At 52.8% G+C, this 19,083-nt stretch carries 21 protein-coding genes and 1 other RNA gene; 10 read left to right on the top strand and 12 right to left on the bottom strand.

Annotation, left to right across the window (positions count from 1 at the left end):
* Positions 1-13: 13 nt before the first annotated feature.
* From sdeY to ykgO, 3 genes are all read left to right on the top strand, one after another.
* The gene (gene sdeY, locus M495_RS04835) at positions 14-3,160 is read left to right on the top strand and encodes a multidrug efflux RND transporter permease subunit SdeY (protein WP_020825523.1); all 3,147 of its coding nucleotides are present in this window, start codon (positions 14-16) and stop codon (positions 3,158-3,160) included.
* Between the two features lie 178 nt (positions 3,161-3,338).
* The gene (locus M495_RS04830) at positions 3,339-3,593 is read left to right on the top strand and encodes a type B 50S ribosomal protein L31 (RefSeq protein WP_020825521.1); all 255 of its coding nucleotides are present in this window, start codon (positions 3,339-3,341) and stop codon (positions 3,591-3,593) included.
* A 12-nt stretch (positions 3,594-3,605) separates the two neighbouring features.
* Positions 3,606-3,746 (top strand): type B 50S ribosomal protein L36, encoded by a 141-nt coding sequence (ykgO, locus tag M495_RS04825; protein ID WP_012005563.1) that lies wholly within the window; start codon positions 3,606-3,608, stop codon positions 3,744-3,746.
* 112 nt (positions 3,747-3,858) lie between these two features.
* Here ykgO and M495_RS04820 read toward each other — a convergent pair whose 3' ends face one another.
* From M495_RS04820 to M495_RS25740, 4 genes are read right to left on the bottom strand one after another with little or no spacing between them, the layout of a single operon-like run.
* Entirely contained in the window at positions 3,859-4,737 is an 879-nt protein-coding gene (locus M495_RS04820) for a metal ABC transporter substrate-binding protein (RefSeq protein ID WP_020825520.1), read from the bottom strand.
* A 25-nt stretch (positions 4,738-4,762) separates the two neighbouring features.
* Positions 4,763-5,620 (bottom strand): metal ABC transporter permease, encoded by an 858-nt coding sequence (locus M495_RS04815; RefSeq protein ID WP_041414279.1) that lies wholly within the window; start codon positions 5,618-5,620, stop codon positions 4,763-4,765.
* Complete coding sequence (locus M495_RS04810; protein ID WP_020825518.1) at positions 5,607-6,329, bottom strand: metal ABC transporter ATP-binding protein; 723 nt, start codon at positions 6,327-6,329, stop codon at positions 5,607-5,609. The genes M495_RS04815 and M495_RS04810 overlap by 14 nt, the downstream gene beginning before the upstream one ends.
* The gene (locus M495_RS25740; RefSeq protein WP_020825517.1) at positions 6,326-6,472 is read right to left on the bottom strand and encodes a hypothetical protein; all 147 of its coding nucleotides are present in this window, start codon (positions 6,470-6,472) and stop codon (positions 6,326-6,328) included. Before M495_RS25740 ends, M495_RS04810 begins: the two co-directional genes overlap by 4 nt.
* 302 nt (positions 6,473-6,774) lie before the next feature.
* Between M495_RS25740 and M495_RS04805 the strand changes: the two genes are divergently transcribed.
* The 3 genes from M495_RS04805 (at position 6,775) to M495_RS04795 (ending at position 7,918) form a co-directional block, all read left to right on the top strand.
* Positions 6,775-7,128 carry a hypothetical protein gene (locus tag M495_RS04805; RefSeq protein WP_020825516.1) on the top strand — a complete coding sequence of 118 codons (354 nt, stop codon included), beginning with the start codon at positions 6,775-6,777 and terminating at the stop codon, positions 7,126-7,128.
* A 162-nt stretch (positions 7,129-7,290) separates the two neighbouring features.
* Positions 7,291-7,659: an Hha toxicity modulator TomB gene (tomB, locus tag M495_RS04800; protein ID WP_020825515.1), complete on the top strand. Its 369-nt coding sequence runs from the start codon at positions 7,291-7,293 to the stop codon at positions 7,657-7,659.
* Between the two features lie 55 nt (positions 7,660-7,714).
* The gene (locus M495_RS04795) at positions 7,715-7,918 is read left to right on the top strand and encodes an HHA domain-containing protein (RefSeq protein WP_020825514.1); all 204 of its coding nucleotides are present in this window, start codon (positions 7,715-7,717) and stop codon (positions 7,916-7,918) included.
* A 76-nt stretch (positions 7,919-7,994) separates the two neighbouring features.
* Here the strand turns inward: M495_RS04795 and M495_RS04790 are convergent, their stop codons facing one another.
* Complete coding sequence (locus M495_RS04790; protein WP_020825513.1) at positions 7,995-8,927, bottom strand: LysR family transcriptional regulator; 933 nt, start codon at positions 8,925-8,927, stop codon at positions 7,995-7,997.
* 138 nt (positions 8,928-9,065) lie between these two features.
* On the opposite strand from M495_RS04790, the gene M495_RS04785 reads away from it, so the two are divergent.
* Entirely contained in the window at positions 9,066-10,853 is a 1,788-nt protein-coding gene (locus tag M495_RS04785; RefSeq protein ID WP_020825512.1) for an adenine deaminase, read from the top strand.
* Between the two features lie 164 nt (positions 10,854-11,017).
* A complete protein-coding gene (locus M495_RS04780; protein ID WP_020825511.1) occupies positions 11,018-12,361 on the top strand; it encodes an NCS2 family permease in 1,344 nt (447 codons plus the stop codon).
* 115 nt (positions 12,362-12,476) lie between these two features.
* Here the strand turns inward: M495_RS04780 and ffs are convergent.
* Positions 12,477-12,573: signal recognition particle sRNA small type (ffs, locus tag M495_RS24830), an RNA gene on the bottom strand.
* Between the two features lie 157 nt (positions 12,574-12,730).
* Between ffs and M495_RS04775 the strand changes: the two genes are divergently transcribed.
* On the top strand, positions 12,731-13,045 hold the full coding sequence (locus tag M495_RS04775; RefSeq protein ID WP_020825510.1) for an MGMT family protein: 315 nt from the start codon (positions 12,731-12,733) through the stop codon (positions 13,043-13,045).
* Positions 13,046-13,110: 65 nt separating this feature from the next.
* Here M495_RS04775 and M495_RS04770 read toward each other — a convergent pair whose 3' ends face one another.
* Positions 13,111-13,602 carry a YbaY family lipoprotein gene (locus tag M495_RS04770; RefSeq protein ID WP_020825509.1) on the bottom strand — a complete coding sequence of 164 codons (492 nt, stop codon included), beginning with the start codon at positions 13,600-13,602 and terminating at the stop codon, positions 13,111-13,113.
* A gap of 230 nt (positions 13,603-13,832) precedes the next feature.
* Here M495_RS04770 and tesB point away from each other — a divergent pair, with 230 nt between their 5' ends.
* Entirely contained in the window at positions 13,833-14,696 is an 864-nt protein-coding gene (tesB, locus tag M495_RS04765; RefSeq protein ID WP_020825508.1) for an acyl-CoA thioesterase II, read from the top strand.
* A gap of 79 nt (positions 14,697-14,775) precedes the next feature.
* On the opposite strand, the gene M495_RS04760 is transcribed toward tesB, so the two are convergent.
* From M495_RS04760 to glnK, 5 genes are all read right to left on the bottom strand, one after another.
* Positions 14,776-15,375: a peroxiredoxin gene (locus M495_RS04760; protein ID WP_020825507.1), complete on the bottom strand. Its 600-nt coding sequence runs from the start codon at positions 15,373-15,375 to the stop codon at positions 14,776-14,778.
* Between the two features lie 58 nt (positions 15,376-15,433).
* A complete protein-coding gene (gene asd / locus M495_RS04755; protein ID WP_020825506.1) occupies positions 15,434-16,282 on the bottom strand; it encodes an archaetidylserine decarboxylase in 849 nt (282 codons plus the stop codon).
* Between the two features lies 1 nt (position 16,283).
* Complete coding sequence (locus M495_RS04750; protein WP_020825505.1) at positions 16,284-16,970, bottom strand: MOSC domain-containing protein; 687 nt, start codon at positions 16,968-16,970, stop codon at positions 16,284-16,286.
* A gap of 231 nt (positions 16,971-17,201) precedes the next feature.
* Entirely contained in the window at positions 17,202-18,488 is a 1,287-nt protein-coding gene (gene amtB, locus M495_RS04745; protein ID WP_020825504.1) for an ammonium transporter AmtB, read from the bottom strand.
* Positions 18,489-18,524: 36 nt separating this feature from the next.
* Positions 18,525-18,863: a P-II family nitrogen regulator gene (glnK, locus tag M495_RS04740; protein WP_012005549.1), complete on the bottom strand. Its 339-nt coding sequence runs from the start codon at positions 18,861-18,863 to the stop codon at positions 18,525-18,527.
* Positions 18,864-19,083: the final 220 nt, after the last annotated feature.

The following is a 19,083-nucleotide window of genomic DNA, read 5'->3' as shown; positions in this document are numbered from 1 at the left end:
GAGCCGGTAAGACATGGCTAAGTTCTTTATAGATCGCCCGATTTTCGCCTGGGTAATCGCCATCATCATCATGTTGGCGGGTGTGTTGTCAATAATGAAACTGCCGATTGCGCAGTATCCAACTATTGCACCACCGGCGGTCAGTATTTCCGCAAACTATCCAGGCGCGGATGCCAAAACGGTGCAAGATACCGTCACTCAGATTATCGAACAGAACATGAACGGTATCGATAATCTGATGTACATGTCTTCCACCAGCGATTCCTCTGGTAGCGTCACCATTACATTGACGTTTGAATCCGGTACCGACCCTGACATTGCGCAGGTTCAGGTCCAGAACAAACTGTCGTTGGCTACCCCTTTACTGCCACAAGAAGTGCAGCAGCAGGGCCTGAAAGTAGAAAAATCCAGCAGCAGCTTCCTGATGGTGGCCGGTTTCGTTTCCGACGATCCGAACATGACCCAGGATGACATTGCGGACTACGTAGCTTCCAACATCAAAGATCCTATCAGCCGTTCATCCGGCGTGGGTGAAGTGCAGCTGTTCGGTGCCCAGTACGCCATGCGTATCTGGCTGGATCCGAACAAACTGAATAATTTCCAGTTGACCACTTCGGATGTCACCTCATCCATTACCGAGCAAAACAACCAGATCGCCGCAGGGCAGCTGGGCGGTATGCCACCGGTGCCGGGGCAACAGCTGAACGCCTCGATCATCGCGCAGACTCGCCTGACCTCTCCTGAAGAGTTCGGTAAAATTCTGCTGAAGGTGAATAGTGATGGTTCTCAGGTTCGCCTGAGTGATGTTGCGCACATTGAACGCGGTGCAGAAAGCTACGCGGTAACCGCACGCTATAACGGTAAACCGGCAGCAGGTTTGGGGATCAAACTGGCCACCGGCGCCAACGCCCTGAACACCGCTAAAGGCGTAAAAGATGCACTGAACAAAATGGAACCCTTCTTCCCGCAGGGGATGAAAGTGGTTTACCCGTACGACACCACGCCGTTCGTTAAAATCTCCATCAACGAAGTAGTAAAAACGCTGATGGAAGCGATCTTGCTGGTGTTCCTGGTTATGTACCTGTTCCTGCAGAACTTCCGTGCGACGTTGATCCCAACCATCGCGGTACCGGTAGTATTGCTGGGGACCTTTGCGATCCTGGCGGCGTTCGGCTTCTCGATCAACACCCTAACGATGTTCGGTATGGTGCTGGCGATAGGCCTGTTGGTGGATGACGCCATCGTGGTGGTGGAAAACGTCGAGCGTGTAATGTCCGAAGAGGGACTGTCGCCGAAAGAAGCCACCCGCAAATCGATGGGCCAAATCCAGGGTGCGTTGGTCGGTATCGCCATGGTGCTGTCAGCGGTATTCGTACCAATGGCGTTCTTCGGTGGTTCTACCGGTGCCATCTATCGTCAGTTCTCGATCACCATCGTTTCCGCGATGGCCCTGTCGGTTCTGGTAGCGATGATCCTGACGCCGGCACTTTGCGCCACCATGCTCAAACCGGTCCCGAAAGGCGATCATGGGATTAAAACAGGCTTCTTCGGCTGGTTTAACCGCATGTTCGAAAAGAGCACCAACCACTACACCGACAGCGTAGCCAATATTCTGCGCAGTACCGGGCGTTATCTGGTGATCTACCTGCTGATCGTCGTTGGCATGGGCCTGTTGTTCCTGCGCCTGCCGTCCTCGTTCCTGCCGGAAGAAGACCAGGGCATCCTGTTAACCATGGTTCAGCTGCCGGCGGGTGCGACTGAAGCGCGTACCGCTAAAGTACTGGAAGAAGTCACCGACTACTTCATGACCAAGGAAAAGGACAACGTGGTCTCGGTGTTTACCGTAGCGGGCTTCGGCTTCAACGGTAACGGCCAGAACAACGGTCTGTCATTCGTCAGCCTGAAAGACTGGTCCGAACGCTCCGGTGAGCACAATAAAGTGCCTGCGATTGCCGGCCGCGCGATGGGTGCGTTCTCTCAGATTAAAGAAGGCCTGGTATTCCCGTTCAACCTGCCGGCGATTATCGAACTCGGTACTGCGACAGGTTTCGACTTTGAACTGATCGATCAGGGTGGCTTAGGCCATGAAAAACTGACCGAAGCGCGTAACCAGTTGTTGGGCATGGCTGCCAAACACCCGGATCTGCTGGTGGGCATGCGTCCTAACGGCCTGGAAGATACGCCACAGTTCAAACTGATCATCGATCAGGAGAAAGCCAAGGCGCTGGGCGTGAGCATCACCACCATCAACAGTACGCTGACTACCGCGCTGGGTGGCACCTACGTTAACGACTTCATCGACCGCGGTCGTGTGAAGAAGGTCTACGTTCAGGCTGATGCGCCATTCCGTATGCTGCCAGAAGATATCAATAAATGGTTTGTTCGTGGCGGCACCGGCCAGATGGTTCCTTTCTCCGCGTTCTCTACGGCGAAATGGGAATACGGTTCTCCGCGTCTGGAACGTTATAACGGCCTGCCATCCATGGAAATTCTTGGACAAGCGGCACCGGGTAAGAGTACCGGTGAGGCGATGAACATGATGGAAGAGCTGGCGTCCAAACTGCCGAGCGGTATTGGTTACGATTGGACCGGTATGTCCTATCAGGAACGTCTGTCCGGTAACCAGGCGCCTGCGCTGTACGCCATTTCGATTCTGGTCGTATTCCTGTGTCTGGCAGCGCTGTATGAAAGCTGGTCGATTCCGTTCTCGGTCATGCTGGTACTGCCGCTAGGGGTTATCGGTGCTCTGCTGGCAGCAACCATGCGCGGCATGAACAACGACGTTTACTTCCAGGTGGGGCTGTTGACCACCATAGGTCTGTCGGCGAAGAACGCCATCCTGATAGTGGAATTCGCCAAGGATCTGATGGAGAAAGAGGGCAAGGGTTTGATCGAAGCGACGCTCGATGCGGTACGTATGCGTCTGCGTCCAATCCTGATGACCTCACTGGCCTTCATCCTCGGGGTACTGCCGTTGGTTATCAGTAACGGTGCAGGCTCCGGCGCACAGAACGCGGTAGGTACCGGCGTTATGGGCGGGATGATTACCGCCACCGTGCTGGCCCTGTTCTTTGTTCCGGTGTTCTTCGTGGTGGTTCGCCGCCGCTTCGGCAAGAAGTCTGAAGACATAGAACACAGCCATCCGGTCGAACATCACTGATAACTCAGTGCTGTTTCCCTCCTGAAAAAAGGCCGCTTATGCGGCCTTTTTCTTTTGCTTCATCTGCTTAATGCAAATCACTCTCATTAATTTAGCTGCGGATGCATTTTGTACTTGATCCGCTCTGCCGTGCAGCGCATAATTATTGTTATAGTATAACATTACATGAGAGTGCATCATGAAAGCAGGTATCCATCCAAATTATCGTACCGTGGTATTCCACGACCTGAGTGCCAATGCCTACTTTAAGGTGGGATCGACCATTAACACCGATCGCACCATTGAGCTGGACGGTGAAAACTGGCCGTATGTCACTATCGACGTCTCTTCCGCTTCGCATCCGTACTACACCGGCAAGCAGAAGGAGTTCTCCAAAGAGGGCAGCACTGCACGTTTCCAGCAGCGTTTTGGCCGTTTTCTTGGCAAGAAGTAAAAGGGAATCAACATGCAGGTTTTGAGTTCATTGCGTTCGGCGAAGAATCGCCATCCGGATTGCAAAGTCGTGCGCCGCAAAGGTCGCATCTATGTGATCTGTAAAACCAACCCGCGTTTTAAAGCGGTACAGGGACGTAAGAAAAAGCGTTAACTTCCGTAGTGTCATCTGTCGCAAAGCCCCGTTGCTGCTCAACGGGGCTTTTTTTATGGAGAAAGCCGAAGTGTCATCAGTGTCCCCGCCATCATAACGGGGACATGTGGGTTTATTTCATACTGCTCAGTAAGGTATCAACATTGTGTTTAAATGCCTGCACGTAGTTCGCTGCCGGCCCCTGCGGTTGGGATAACGCCTCAGGATACAGCTCACCACCGGCTTTTGCCCCGGTCGCCGCAGCAATCTGCTTCACCAGTCGCGGGTCGGTCTGGTTTTCAATAAAGTAGGCGGTCACCTTTTCCTGTTTGATCTGCTTGATCAAACCGGCCACGTCGCTGGCGCTGGCCTCTGCTTCGGTAGAGAAACCGACCGGGGCAAGGAAGGTGACGCCATATTCTTGCCCAAAGTAGCCAAAAGCATCGTGGCTGGTCAGCACCTTACGCTTTTGCTGCGGTACTGCGGCAAACTGCGTTTTGGCCCACAAATCCAGCTTCTGCAACTGTTGGATATACTCTGCGCCGCGCTGGCGGAAATAATTGGCGTCTTCAGGATCGGCGGCAATCAGCGCGTTCATCACGTTTGTGGCGTACTGCACACCATTTTTCATGCTGTTCCAGGCATGAGGATCGGTGATCTCTTTGCCATCGTCTTCCATCTGGCGCGAATTTATTCCCTGCGATGCGGTGATGACCTGCCCTTTATACCCCGAGGCGCTAACCAGCCGATCGATCCAACCTTCCAGGCCTAAACCACTGACGAACACCACGTCGGCCTGTGACAGCACCTTGCTGTCCTTAGGCGAAGGCTCAAAGCTGTGCGGATCGCCGTCCGGCCCCACCAAGGTGGTGACCTTAACGTGCTCCCCCCCTACCTGCTTGACGATATCGCCCAGGATGGAAAAACTGGCAACGGCATCTACGGTTTTCGCCATCGCCAACGGGCTGGACAGCAGAGCAGCGACTGCCAGCGTAATAGGTAAACGTTTCATACTTTCTCCTTGCACATGACACTTCTCAACGGCGCGCCAGGGAAAAGATCCCCCCACGCGTCCCAAACAGAATCGACCCAAAAAAGATCACGCTGGCACTGAGCACAATAGCCGGGCCGGCAGGCAACGAGGCGTAATACGACCACTCCAGGCCGATCAAACTCGATAGCATGCCGATGCCCATCGCCACCGCCAACGTATGTGGCAGATTACGGGCCCAAAAACGTGCGCTGGCGGCAGGCAGCATCATTAGCCCTACCGACATCAAGGTGCCGAGGATTTGGAAACCGGCCACCAAATTGATCACGACCAGCGCTAAAAATAACCCGTGGATCAGTGCTAACCAGCGCGGGGCGCTAACGCGTAAAAAGGTCGCGTCGAAAGACTCAATCACCAGAGCGCGATACAGCGCCGCCAGCGACAAAAGTGAAAAACTGGCTATCGCCCCGACCATGAAAATGGCGTGCGTATCCACGGCAAGGATCGAGCCGAACAGCACGTGCAGCAAGTCGACACTAGAACCACGCAAGGAGACAAGTGTGACTCCCAGCGCCAAGGATCCCAGATAGAAACCGGCAAAACTGGCGTCCTCTTTCAACGGCGTTCGACGACTGACAAGCCCAGACAGCATGGCCACGGCGAGCCCGGCGATAAATCCCCCCACGCCCATCGCCACCAGCGACATACCGGAAATCAAATACCCTATCGCCGCACCCGGCAGCACCGCATGCGACAATGCATCACCCACCAGGCTCATGCGCCGTAGCAGTAAAAAAACGCCCAAAGGCGCGGCGCTGATCGACAAGGCAAAGCAGGCCACCAGCGCACGCCGCATAAAACCGAAGGAAGCAAAGGGATCAATTAATGTCTCAAGCAACATCACTGCGCCCTCCTCTGCCGCACAGCGGAGCGCTGGCAATATTTAACGCAGGAATATGTTCCAACACGCTGTCGGCTTTACCCCAGTGGCAACACTCTGGGGTCAGCAACAGCGCCTGTGGGAAGTGATTCGCCACCATCGACATATCGTGCAATACGGCAATTACCGTTTTTCGTTGCTGATGCAAACCTGCGATCACCTGAAGCAATAACTGAACGGTGGAACTATCGATGCCGGTAAAGGGTTCATCCAATAAAATAAGCGGTGCCTGCTGCACCAATAATCGGGCAAATAACACCCGCTGAAGTTGGCCACCGGATAACTCGCCGACGGGAGTGCGCGCCATAGCGGTCATGTTTACCCTGTCCAGCGCCTCGCTAATCTGCCGCTTCGCGTGCTTATTCAACCCACCGAACATCCCACTGGTCGGCCAGCTCCCCATCGCCACCAGATCGCTCACCAGGATCGGAAACTGGCGATCCAGTTCCGCCTGTTGGGGTAAATACGCCATACGCGGTAATTTGTTGCCGCTAAAACGTAAGTTCCCGCCCTGCAGCGGTAAAAGCCCAGCCAGTGTTTTCAGCAACGTAGACTTACCTGCGCCGTTAACGCCAACCACGGCGGTCAGCGATCCTACGGCGAAATGCCCGCTAAGTGGGGGAAACAACGGCGTTCTGCCATAGCCGATGACGGCTTTTTGTAGCGTTATCATGGCAGCGCTACCGCCCAATGGATGCCCAACCAGAGTAAGCCGAGCAGCAAAGCGGCAATACCGCAGCGCAGGCCTGCGGAAGCGGTGAACAGCGAGTTCAATGACGGCAGATCGCCATCTTGTGGTGTGGATGTCAGTTTCATGGCCAAACGAGAGAGAATTTACTGTTACAGTATAACATCACAATCACTTCTGTGACTCAAGCACCCTCTCGGTGATTAATGCAACCGAACGTAACAATAAAGTGATACCAACGTTGACCAGCGCCATTTTTGGAACACCAGCGGAACTCTTTCAGGGATATACTGAGAAACGTCAGGGTTATTAACCGGTAAACAACGTTGAGTTACTGTAAAAAAGCATCTGGTTAACGAAAAGTTTACCGACGTATGGATGAAAAAGGAGTAAGATTAATAGATAGGATCGCTATACGGTCAGGCATTAAATGCAGGTAACTCTTAGCTACAGCACAATGATAGAAGCACTTTCTGTTAAAAAACTAAAGAAAGTGATTAACGATAGAATGTCAGAGTTGGTGCCGGCATTGACCAGCGGCTTGAGTTTTTATTCAGAAAGCGCACGGTATAGTGAAGGTTCATTAGAAATACTTGATATTCATAAATTGAGCGACCATGAGTATTCAATGAGTTACCGCTATAAATGGACAATTTTCAACGCCTGTCTGGATATCAACGCCGAGGAATACATCAACGAAAGCGTGATTTTTAGCGTGACTGAATCGAGCTTGTGCTTTGACATCATTGATAACTCCCGTCCATCTACTGCAGATGAATTGTAAGTTTACGTAATAACAGCAGGCCAGACGTGGAGAAATGATTTATATTCATTATATAGGAAGTTTATTTTATCACCGTCATTAAGCTACCTCTGTCCATGATGTAAATCAGCTTACTCACAGAGTGTTATCAACACCGAAATTAAGACTTACGGAGGGGATGATATGGATGAGTATTCGCCTAAAAGGCACGATATTGCTCAGCTGAAATTCTTGTGCGAAAATTTGTATGATGAAGGCATAGCCACGCTGGGCGACAGCCACCACGGCTGGGTGAACGACCCAACGTCTTCCGTCAACCTCCAGCTTAATGAGTTGATTGAACATATTGCTTCGTTTGTGATGAGTTATAAAATTAAATACATGGACGAAAGTGATTTATCGGAGTTAGTCGAGGAATATCTCGATGATACCTACACGTTGTTCAGCAGTTACGGTATCAATGATTCCGATCTGCGTCGCTGGCAAAAAACCAAGGCGCGATTATTCAGAATGTTCTCAGGAGAGGGCATCTGTACGACAATGAAATCTTAGGGGATAATTATCCCTAAATTATTCTATTCTACGTTTTATAACACCAAAGGTTATCATGACTAAAACTGATTATCTGATGCGTTTACGTAAATGCACCACTATTGACACCCTTGAACGCGTTATTGAAAAAAATAAGTATGAGCTTTCGGATGACGAATTGGAGCTGTTTTACTCTGCAGCTGACCACCGTCTGGCTGAGCTCACCATGAATAAGCTCTACGATAAAATCCCAACGGCCGTTTGGAAGTTCGTACGTTAATCAAGGCTCGAGATGCGTTGAGCCGATAGACTATCGGCCTCAATGTCAGGCAAATTCTCGTATTTATCTCATTGACTTACTGCACTTTCATCCGCCGTTGAAAATCCTGTAATAACAATTGGAAACAATCCTCAATTAATGCCGGGTGATTTCTGTGTGCACTGCGCATTAATGCCACGGTACGGCTAAGCATCGGTTGCTGCAGTTGAACCACGGTTAATTCATCGTCTTTCAAATGGGTGGTGTAAAGCTGAGGTAAAATAGCGACCGCTAATTCCGAACGTACCAATCCGTATAACGTCTCCAGAAAATCGACCTGGTAGCGTGCGATTAAATTCAGACGGTGGCTTTCTGCCAATGCCAGTACCAGCCGGCTGATATTCCCCTTGGAAAAAACCGCAATATCACGCCGGGCTAATTGCCGCCACGGCAGATGATGTGATTCAGCCAAAGGGTCATCACGGCGCATAACCACCACAAAGGGATCTTCCTGCAGCGGATATATCTCCAACGACTCCGGCACGGAACTATCGAGCGCCCCAATACCAAAATCAATCATGCCGTTCTCTAATTGCAGCAGCAGAGAATCATTAGTTTGATCGTGAAATTCTACCCTCAGCCGTGGAAAGTTCGCCGCCAGCAACTGTGGCACGGCCGGAAACAACAGCCTGCTGACCGAAGGTACCAACCCGATGCGCAAGGTCCCGTCGCCCCCCGCCAACATAATGCGCTGCATATCGTCAAAGGACGCCTGCGCCACATTCAGCAGCCGCTCGGCATGCGGCAAAATTGCAGCCCCCTGTTCGGTCAACGTCACCGCGGAAGCCGTGCGATTCACCAATTTTCCACCCAGCACCAACTCTATCTGTCGCAGCGCGCTACTCAGTGCCGGTTGGCTGATCGCCAAACGGTTCGCGGTATCGGTAAAATGCCGTAGCCGCGCCAGAGTAACGAAATATTGAATCTGCTTCAGAGACAGCGCGGGCAAGCGGCGCCAGGGTTCAGACATGTCAGGTTTCCATTCGCCAACCAAGTAAACGTTTGCGACAGCATAAACGTTTCTTATCAGGCAATAAATTAAATCATCTGTGCAAAGCCTGCCCGCCCCCCTAGAGTAACAACCCTGTCATCATGCCGGGTAATTACCATGACCACTCATTACACCAGCGCGGGCGAACGTCAACGCGCGGTGAAGGCTGCATTAGGCCAACTTCCTTTTGATTTGCTGCTGATGAACGCTGCGCTGGTTGATATGGCCACCGGTGAAATCCGTAGCGCTGATGTCGGCATCGTCGGCGCACTGATTGCCAGCGTTCATCCCTGTGGCACTATGACCGAAGCCCTTCAAACGCAAGACTTGGCCGGCGCATATCTGAGCCCCGGCCTGATCGACACCCACGTACACGTTGAAAGCTCGCACCTGCCGCCGGAAAAATACGCCGAAATCGTCGTTGCCCAAGGCACCACTACCATTTTCTGGGATCCACACGAACTGGCCAACGTGCTCGGTGTTGAGGGTGTGCGTTACGCGGTCGACGCCAGCCGTGGTCTCCCGCTCAGGGTGATCTGTGCGGCACCGTCAAGCGTCCCTTCCACTCCAGGTTTGGAAATGTCCGGCGCTGATTTCGGCGGTCATGAAATGGAAACCATGTTGGCCTGGCCGGAAGTCGGCGGGGTTGCCGAAGTGATGGACATGCACGGCGTACTGAACGGCAGCGAACGCATGCTGGAGATCCTCAACGCCGGGCTGAACAGCGGCAAGTTGATCGAAGGTCACGCACGTGGGCTAAGCGGCGCTCAGCTTCAGGCCTATCTGGCCGCGGGCGTGACGTCCGACCATGAGCTGACCTCCGGAGCCGACGCGCTGGAGAAACTACGCGCCGGACTGACGCTGGAGATCAGAGGATCTCACCCTTACCTGCTACCCGAGATCGTTTCGGCACTAAAAACGTTGCCACACCTGTCCTCGCAGGTCACCGTCTGCACCGACGATGTACCGCCGGATATGCTGCTGCAAAAAGGCGGCATTGTGGCGTTACTCAATATGCTGATCGAACAGGGGATGTCGGGAACCGACGTATTGAGGATGGCGACGCTTAACGCCGCTATTCGCCTGCAACGCAACGATCTGGGCTTGATTGCCGCGGGCCGCATTGCCGATCTGGTGGTCTTTGATTCGCTCACTCAACTGAGTGCGCGGCAAGTCTACGTCGCAGGAAAGCTGCTGGCGCAGAACGGAAAAATGCTGACACCGCTCAGTGCAAACCCGAAGGTGACGGTGCCGCGCGATACGCTGCGGCTCCCGCCACTGACTCCCGCAGATTTCATATTGAAAGTCCCGGCGATCCGCCACGGTAAAGCCACTCTGCGCCACATTAAAGGCGCGCGTTTTACCCAGTGGAACGAAACCACCGTCGAGGTTCGCGACGGCGAAGTGCAGATACCGGATGGCTTTAGCCTGATCTGGGTGAAACATCGCCATGGTCGCCACCAGGCCACCCCGCAACTGGCACTGTTGGAAGGCTGGGGGGAACTGCGCGGTGCCATCGCCACCAGCTATTCACACGACTCGCATAACCTGGTGGTTCTTGGCCGTGACGCAACCGATATGGCGCTGGCGGCCAATGCCCTGATCGCCTGCGGTGGCGGCATGGCCCTAAGTCAAAACGGGGAAATTCTGGCTCAGGTGGCGATGCCGATTGCCGGCATGCTTTCAGATCTGCCTGCCGCGGAACTGGCACAACAATTTAAAAAACTGCGCGATCTGAGCGCACAAATCGCCGATTGGGAACCGCCCTACCGGGTTTTCAAGGCAATCGAGGGCACCTGTCTGGCGTGTAACGCCGGGCCGCACCTGACCGATCTCGGCCTGACCGACGGCACCACGCGCCAAATTGTCGATCCACTGATCGCCTGCTGGGAAACCCCGGCGTAAAAATAATCATAATAACAATATATACCCTATGGATTTCTAGTTGCAGCTAGACAGGTACGCTCACTCATCCCCAGGCGCTTACTCAAGTAAGTTACTGGGGTGAGTGAGTGTTGCCAACAACGCTGCGGCTTGAAATACGACGGGTAGCAACGGAGATTGTCTATATGGCTGAGAATTCAGTAAATGCTCCAACACCAGGGGGCTGGCTGCAACGGCGTTTTCAACTGCATGCGCGGCAAAGCAATGTCAAAACCGAATGCCTGGCCGGTATCACCGGTTTTCTGGCTGCGGCCTATTTGTTGGTGGTAATCCCCGGATTGCTGGCCATCGGCGGCATGGATAAGGGCGCGGTGACCACCGGCACCATTCTGGTGTTTGTGATCGGCAGCTTGCTTATGGCGTTTTACGGTAATCTGCCGTTTATCGTTGGCCCAGGGATCGGCGGTTCGGTGTTGGTCGGCGTGACGTTGGCGGGCAGCGAAGGCATAGGTTGGCAGATTGGGCTGGGTATCGCCTGCTGGTCCGGCATTTTGTTTTTTGCCCTGACTCGTCTTGGGCTGCGCGAGGTGGTTACCCGCTCGGTACCGCAGTCCATCAAGCTGGGGCTGACCGCCTCTATCGGATTATTTGTTGCGGTGCTGGGGTTCCGTAACGCCGGGCTGGTACTGGCCAATGCCAAATCCAATGCGCTGATGCTGGGTGACTTCACGGCACCCGGTGCGTTGATCGCCCTGTGCGGTCTGTTTCTGGCCATTGCCCTGCAAGCTCGACGCATCCCGGGCGCGATTTTGTGGGCGATCCTGGTCGCGACTCTGGTGGGTATTCCATTCGGCGTCACGCACCTTCCAGCCAGTCTGATGGCAATGCCACACTCATTGGCCCCTGTGCTCGGCCACGTCGATATGATTGGTGCATTGAATATCGCCTTCCTGCCTTACCTGTTTGTCTTTTTCGCCTCGGAGTTTTTCTCCACCATGGGCACCACGCTCGCCGTCGGCGGTGAAGCCGGGTTACTGGACGAGCACGGCAACATGCCGCACATCAACCGGCCGTTTATGGTGGACTCGATCGCAGCGGCTCTCGGGCCCTGGGTCGGCATTCCAGCCGCCACGGCGCTGATCGAATCGTCAGCCGCTGCCGAAGCCGGTGGCAAGACTGGATTAACGGCGCTGGCGGCAGCCATCATGTTCTTGCTGATGCTGCTGTTTACCCCCATTGCCCTGATGATCCCAAAAGAGGCTACCGCACCGGCATTGATCCTGATCGGCCTGAATATGTTCAGTGGATTGCGCAAAGTCGATTTGGCCAACTTTACCGACGGCCTGCCGGTGCTGATGATGGTGATGATCACGCTGATTGCCAACAGCTTCGGCACCGGTATCGCAGGTGGGCTGCTGTTTTATATCATCATCAAGGTGATTGCAGGCAAATGGCGTGAAGTCCCGGTCGGGCTTTACCTGTTGGCTATCCCGCTGGCGTACTATTTCGCTACGCTGGTGAAGCACTGAGGTGAATTGCTGGCGAGCAATCGGCGCCGGCAGTTTTCCTGCAGCGAGATTTTTGGGGCGATAGTAAATACGAGAGAGTAGTGAAAGAATGATGCGGCGCTGAAATTGGTGGAGGCCCTGCCAGCTACATCCCGGCACACACGTCACCTGCTGCGGCTGCTTCCTTCCGGATCTGACCGAGTTCACAAGTTAGTGTTGCGGGAGAACCAACAGGGCCCCCATTGACGGCTTCTGGTACTGCGAAGCGGTGGGCATTATCGGTGATGGCCAGCCAAATAGCAAGCCAACCGGGGCCAACCGCTGTTTTCTTGCCCACCTCGGCTGTGGCACACTTTGATCTTGGGATTTCGCCGCAGCAGGAACACAGAAATGGAATCAGAAGACGCCTCATTCAGCCAGCGGGTGTTTCACATCGTGGCCGCCATTCCTTATGGCAAAGTGACGACCTACGGTGAGGTAGCGCGCCTGGCCGGTTCACCACGTGCGGCACGTCAGGTGGGCGGCGTATTGCGTCGCCTACCGGAAGGCAGCAGCCTGCCCTGGCATCGGGTGATTAACCGGCACGGGCAGATTTCGCAGCAGGGCGAGGACTTCCAACGCCAACGTCAGGCATTGCTTGGGGAAGGGATCGTTTTTGGCGCCCACAGCACGGTGGATCTGTTGGTTTACGGCTGGCGCTGGTGATAAAAAAACAGCCTTTGGCCGGAGCGCAAAGGCTGTTGATAGCTTACTGCTTCAGGACCACCGGATTACGGCATCGCCGTTGGCGTTGCCTGAACCGGAATGCCTTGCACCGGAACCAGCAGCAGGTCGGCACGGGTGCCGTTACGGTTAACTACTTCCTGGATTGTGTCGGTAATAAAGATCAGCTGCCCATTAACCGTGATTGCCGCGCTCAGGATAATACGCGCATTAGGCTGAATATCAGCCGGGTTGAATGGCAATACAAAATTAAACGGCGCCTGCTTGCCGTCAGTACGTACCGCACGCTGGGCGATCACTTTAGACGGAGCGTCCGCCAGTGAAGCATCAGAGAGCGTGACGGTCAGTATCGCATCCGGCGGCAGCGCAATGCGCTGGCGAATGTTAACCGAACCAGTCACCGCCGGGCCCTGAATCTGCGTTTGTGCAATCGCCGCGCTTCCCGCCGTTGGAGTAGGCACATTGCCACTCTTCTGGGCACAGCCAGCCAGAGTGAGGGTTAATGCTGCAGCTCCACCTACGATTTGCCAGAGTTTCATGGATCGGTCTCCTTTTTTATTATCAACACGTTGGTGGCTTCCACCACCCCACTCATTAAAGTTAGCACAAAACACTGAAAAATCCATTTAACACTGCCTATTAATCACTTACCCCCCTAATAATGTTCAGTATTCAGCCAATTTTCTCTGTGCCATAACGCAATATATTGACGTCTTACCGTGATATTCCGCACACTGAGCAAAATGATTATTATAAGGGTAGTAACTTTATGAGCCAGGCACTGCAAAACCTCCTTGATCTGCTGGATCTGGAGAAAATCGAAGAAGGGTTGTTCCGCGGCCAAAGCGAAGATCTGGGGCTACGTCAGGTATTTGGCGGTCAGGTGGTTGGTCAGGCACTTTATGCCGCCAAACAGACGGTTCCCGCAGAGCGGAGCGTACACTCGTTTCACAGTTATTTTCTGCGTCCAGGCGACAGCAGCAAGCCGATTATCTACGACGTGGAAATCCTGCGCGACGGTAACAGTTTTAGCGCCCGCCGCGTCAGCGCCATTCAGCATGGCAAGCCGATTTTCTATATGACAGCCTCTTTCCAAAGCCCGGAAGAAGGGTTTGAACATCAGAACACCATGCCGGATGTGCCGCCGCCGGAAGGGCTGATGTCCGAATCGGACATTGCCCAAAAGTTGTCGCACATGCTGCCGGATAAAGTGCGTGAAAAGTTTATCGGCCAGAAGCCGATCGAAATGCGCCCGGTCAAATTCCACAACCCACTGAAGGGCAGCGTGGAAGAGCCACACCGCTACGTTTGGTTCCGCGCCAACGGTACCATGCCGGACGATCAGCGCATCCACCAATATTTGCTGGGTTACGCGTCAGATTTTAACTTCCTGCCGACGGCGTTGCAGCCTCATGGCGTAGGTTTCCTGGAGCCGGGCATGCAGGTGGCGACAATTGACCACTCAATGTGGTTCCACCGCCCCTTCCGCATGGATGACTGGTTGTTGTACGTGGTCGAAAGCACGTCAGCTTCCGGAGCCCGTGGATTTGTGCGCGGACAATTTTATACCCGTGACGGCGTTCTGGTTGCCACTACGGTGCAGGAAGGCGTCATCCGCCAGCGCGAAGCCTAAGCAATTCACCCTTCAATGGAATGCCAGTCAGGTTGGCTGGCATTTTTGCTTTGTGCCTTCACAAATGGGCGCACCCAGCTCAGTCAAGGGTTCCCGGTGCTAAATCCGGATGGTCTCTCAGCCACCCGATGACCTCAGCGGCCGCTCTGTTCGCGGGGAAAACAGGATAGAACACATGTTCAATCGTGCCATCCCTGATGATCAGCGTTAAACGCTTAATCAGCCGCATGCCTTCCACGTTCATCGTGGGTAAACGCAAGGCGTCGACCAATGCAAATTCAGCATCGCTCAAGATGGGGAAAGTCAGCCTGAGGCGGTCAGACAGCTCTCTCTGATAATCCGTGGTTTGCGAGCTCAACCCAAAGATCCTGATCCCGAAGGTGGTAAACACCTCCTTTTCGGCCTGAAAAGATAAAGTTTGCGCTGTGCAGCCACGGGCTCCGGGGATAGCGTCCCAACCTGCCGGCAGATTGCCGTGGGGCTCGCCGGTCCTCGGATAGGCATAAACAACCGTTCGCCCCGGCAAGATAGACAAGTCTACCCTCTCACCAAACGTTGAGTGAAAACGCAGGGCCGGCATCGGCATGCCGACCAGATGATCGGCCGCACCGTCATCCACCGGGCATGGCAGGTCGTCTGGCAATAACGCGGGATTGCCCATGTGATGTGTATTCGCCATGCTCTGACTCCCTATTCAAATGAAAATACTTCCTCATCATTCGGCGAAAAGTTAACGCTTACTTTTTCATCACAGTGACAAAAACATCAGAAAACTCAACCCTATCCCCTTGATTTACACTACTGAAATCGAGATTCCAGCAGGAATCAAACAGAACTATGACTGTTGACCCCATAGTGAAATAGCCTATCTCCTCGCCCTTCTTGTAAAACAAACAATCATTATAAAAAGACTCATGGGTGTAGAGCCGGTTATAGTTGACCTTTCCTCCCCAAGCCGTGACTATCCCCCCCACCATAAATGCGCCTACAAAAATAACGGACATCCTGCCATGCTCCGTCATAAACTCACAAATCAGTCGTTCATTACCCACATATAATTCTTTATCATTTTTTACATTCTTCTCCCTGACCGATTTAAAATCTCCGGGGCAATAAATAGTATTAATCAAGAAACCGTCGAACGGCATATGTACCCTGTGATAATCCTCCGGCGCCAGGTATATATTCGCAAAACGGCCGCCATTGTAGCCCTGCGTCATTTCATTATTAAAACCAAAAAGCCTAAAGATGGAATACTCAACCCCCTTGGCTTGCAGTAACGTATTCTCTTTTATCTCGCCATGGGCCCCCATACGCCCATCACAAGGCATACAAAGCTCCGTTGAATTCAATAAATTGACTTTATTCTTTGTTTCTTCGCTGAGCTCTCTGCAAAAAAAATCCTGGAAGCTGCTGTAGTCCTTGATGTTCTTCTTCTGGTAACGTGACAGATCGATTGACTTTGCCTTGCACAGGATAAAAATAAAAATATAGTGAACGTTAAAAAAACTGGCTTCACTCATCCGCTTACCAATTTTGAATAGGTTTGTACGTAGCAGCGATAAAAAATCAACGTACCCTTTCATTTTAATCCTTTTTTCCATGCAATCTTGGCGACCAATCTTCAACAGCCCCAGTGAGCAATCTTTTCATAAACAGTTTCCGCCAAGAGGCAACCAAGGGTAATTCCAACATACTGGTCAGGGTTTCTTCATCAAGAGATTTAGTAAAAATAACTTTCATTATCTCCTGCAAACTCCATTTATCATTGGTCCTGTTAATCAAGGTAATTTCATCGCCCAAACCGACATTTCCCTGCTGAATCACCCTGAAATACCAACCGGTGCGGTAGTTAATTTGTAGCATTTCCGAAAAATAGGGAATGTCGAATCTGTCATTTAACTTCCAACAGGGTAATCGACCTTGTGAAACCTCCACTACTGCCGTCCCTATGCTAAAAATGTCGCCGACAAAGACCTGGCTTTCATCCAAACCGATAGTGCTAAAATTCTCGCCAAATGCGCCGGCATTCTCGAAAAAGGGACAGTCGGGAAATTCTGCCTTCCACTTTTTATAATGTTCCAATGGATAAACGTGTACCGCCTTTTCCGGTCCGCCATGTACCTTCAGGTCGCCGATCTCATCACCCTCAATGCCTTCATAACCTACTGAAACCAGATGATTAACCTCTTTTTTGAATATGCCGGTAAAGCTGTCAGGACGAGTGAAAGGAACCACTTTTCCTACGTAAACAGAATTCACTATTCCTTTCATCGTTATCTCCCATTTAATACGTATTAATACAAATAAATAAAACAAACAGTACAAAACAAAGCCATTATAGAAAAAGCACTTGATAATGCAATTAATATAAGGTCAATAAAAACAGTGCATTACTTAAAAAGGGGGAATATCGTTAAAAAAGAAAAAGGGCGATGTCTCCATCGCCCTTTCTGCATCATCATTATTTTTCGAGTTATTTAGCGCACTGCCCTTCTTCAAGGCTTATTGGTTATAGGCACTCTCACCATGGCTGTTGACGTCCAGACCTTCGCGCTCCTGCTCTTCCGGTACGCGCAGCCCGACGATAGCACCTGCCACTTTGAAGGCAATGAAGGCGGCCACTCCAGACCATACCAGCGTGATCACCACGCTCAACAGTTGGATCCATACCTGATGTCCCATGGTAACGCCTTCTGCGTACCCGGTTCCGCCCAGCGAGGCGGAGGTGAACACGCCGGTCAGCAAGCATCCGACGATGCCGCATACGCCATGTACACCGAACACATCGCAGGTATCGTCCACTTTCAGCCATTTCTTCAGCGTGACCACGCCCCACAGACCGGCAATGCCACCGACCAGGCCGATAATCAACGCCCCGCCAACCCCTACGGTACCCGCAGCTGGCGTGATGGCAACCAGCCCGGCGATACAGCCGGAACAGGCCCCCAGCAGAGAAGGTTTACCGCGCACAATCCACTCGGCAAAAGTCCAGGAAAGAATAGCGCCTGCGGTTGCCACTACGGTGTTCAGGAAAGCCAGGGCCGCAATGCCGTTAGCCGCGCTGGCAGAACCGGCGTTAAAGCCGAACCAGCCGATATACAGGATAGAAGCGCCGGTAAATACCATCGGCAGGTTATGCGGTTTGAAAGCTTCCTTACCGAAACCAGCACGCTTGCCGAGCAGATAAGCGCCCACCAGGCCGGCACTTGCCGCATTGATATGCACCACGGTGCCGCCGGCAAAGTCCAACGCGCCATCAGCGGCCAGGAAGCCACCGCCCCACACCATGTGGGCAATCGGCAGGTAGGAAATGGTGAACCAGATAGCGGCGAAAATCACTACCGCCGAGAAGCGGATACGCTCGGCAAAGCCCCCCACCACCAGCGCGACGGTGATACAAGCGAATGAACACTGGAACGCTACGTGGATCATCTGGCTAAAGGTCCCGGTGACGCTGTCAATGCCAATGCCTTTCAGCATCGCCGTCTGGAAACCACCGAAGAAGGCATTACCTTCGCTGAACGCCAGACTGTAGCCATAAAGCACCCACAGAACACACACCAATGCGAAGGTGACGGTGACCTGGGTCAGCATGGAGAGCACGTTTTTGGAGCGCAGCAAACCACCGTAAAACAGAGCGACACCCGGCAAGGTCATGAACAGCACCAAAGCGGTGCAAATCATCATGAAGGCGTTGTCAGCCTTGTCTGCGACCGCCGGAGCGGCCAGGGCCAAAGAAGGAACCATGGTTACCGTACTCAGGCCCAACATGGATAAAAGTTTTTTCATTATCAATCCATCCCCATTACTTTACTGAGCCTGTGATTACAGTGCTGCTTCGTCTGTTTCGCCGGTGCGAATGCGAATGACACGTTGCAATTCGGCAACGAAAATTTTGCCGTCACCGATTTTGCCGGTGTACGCCGCTTTACTAATCACATCAACCACTTCATCCAACTGATCGTCGGCGATAGCGATGTCGATTTTTACTTTAGGTAAAAAGTTGACGCTGTATTCGGCTCCGCGATAGAGCTCAGCGTGCCCCTTCTGGCGACCAAAGCCTTTTACTTCGCTTACGGTCAGCCCCTGAATGCCTACAGAGGATAGGGCTTCACGCACGTCCTCCAGCTTGAATGGTTTAATCACCACGGTCACCAGCTTCATATTGCCCCTCCACGAATTAAGCCCAAACTCACCCCGGTACGAGACTTATAAAGCAAAGGCTATGCCACAAATGGTTTTGTACGCGGATTCAGCAAATTAACCGGCAGGATGGGGATCTGGCATGCAACGATCGGCTAACAACGCGCGACCAACTGATGGGCTGATTAAATATTGCGCACTAATTTGGTGCGTAGCGCGTCGAAAAAGTGCAGCGAGAGGG

This window comes from Serratia liquefaciens ATCC 27592 (genome assembly GCF_000422085.1).
GTDB classification, from domain to species: Bacteria; Pseudomonadota; Gammaproteobacteria; order Enterobacterales; family Enterobacteriaceae; genus Serratia; species Serratia liquefaciens.
This window is presented reverse-complemented; position numbering and strand designations above follow the sequence as displayed.

Bases quoted from the DNA above. Each gene is read 5' to 3' on its own strand.
- sdeY (WP_020825523.1), top strand. From the start codon at position 14: ATGGCTAAGTTCTTTATAGATCGCCCGATTTTCGCCTGGGTAATCGCC.
- M495_RS04830 (WP_020825521.1), top strand. From the start codon at position 3,339: ATGAAAGCAGGTATCCATCCAAATTATCGTACCGTGGTATTCCACGAC.
- ykgO (WP_012005563.1), top strand. From the start codon at position 3,606: ATGCAGGTTTTGAGTTCATTGCGTTCGGCGAAGAATCGCCATCCGGAT.
- M495_RS04820 (WP_020825520.1), bottom strand. From the start codon at position 4,737: ATGAAACGTTTACCTATTACGCTGGCAGTCGCTGCTCTGCTGTCCAGC.
- M495_RS04810 (WP_020825518.1), bottom strand. From the start codon at position 6,329: ATGATAACGCTACAAAAAGCCGTCATCGGCTATGGCAGAACGCCGTTG.
- M495_RS25740 (WP_020825517.1), bottom strand. From the start codon at position 6,472: ATGAAACTGACATCCACACCACAAGATGGCGATCTGCCGTCATTGAAC.
- M495_RS04805 (WP_020825516.1), top strand. From the start codon at position 6,775: ATGCAGGTAACTCTTAGCTACAGCACAATGATAGAAGCACTTTCTGTT.
- tomB (WP_020825515.1), top strand. From the start codon at position 7,291: ATGGATGAGTATTCGCCTAAAAGGCACGATATTGCTCAGCTGAAATTC.
- M495_RS04795 (WP_020825514.1), top strand. From the start codon at position 7,715: ATGACTAAAACTGATTATCTGATGCGTTTACGTAAATGCACCACTATT.
- M495_RS04790 (WP_020825513.1), bottom strand. From the start codon at position 8,927: ATGTCTGAACCCTGGCGCCGCTTGCCCGCGCTGTCTCTGAAGCAGATT.
- M495_RS04785 (WP_020825512.1), top strand. From the start codon at position 9,066: ATGACCACTCATTACACCAGCGCGGGCGAACGTCAACGCGCGGTGAAG.
- M495_RS04780 (WP_020825511.1), top strand. From the start codon at position 11,018: ATGGCTGAGAATTCAGTAAATGCTCCAACACCAGGGGGCTGGCTGCAA.
- M495_RS04775 (WP_020825510.1), top strand. From the start codon at position 12,731: ATGGAATCAGAAGACGCCTCATTCAGCCAGCGGGTGTTTCACATCGTG.
- M495_RS04770 (WP_020825509.1), bottom strand. From the start codon at position 13,602: ATGAAACTCTGGCAAATCGTAGGTGGAGCTGCAGCATTAACCCTCACT.
- tesB (WP_020825508.1), top strand. From the start codon at position 13,833: ATGAGCCAGGCACTGCAAAACCTCCTTGATCTGCTGGATCTGGAGAAA.
- M495_RS04760 (WP_020825507.1), bottom strand. From the start codon at position 15,375: ATGGCGAATACACATCACATGGGCAATCCCGCGTTATTGCCAGACGAC.
- asd (WP_020825506.1), bottom strand. From the start codon at position 16,282: ATGAAAGGGTACGTTGATTTTTTATCGCTGCTACGTACAAACCTATTC.
- M495_RS04750 (WP_020825505.1), bottom strand. From the start codon at position 16,970: ATGAAAGGAATAGTGAATTCTGTTTACGTAGGAAAAGTGGTTCCTTTC.
- amtB (WP_020825504.1), bottom strand. From the start codon at position 18,488: ATGAAAAAACTTTTATCCATGTTGGGCCTGAGTACGGTAACCATGGTT.
- glnK (WP_012005549.1), bottom strand. From the start codon at position 18,863: ATGAAGCTGGTGACCGTGGTGATTAAACCATTCAAGCTGGAGGACGTG.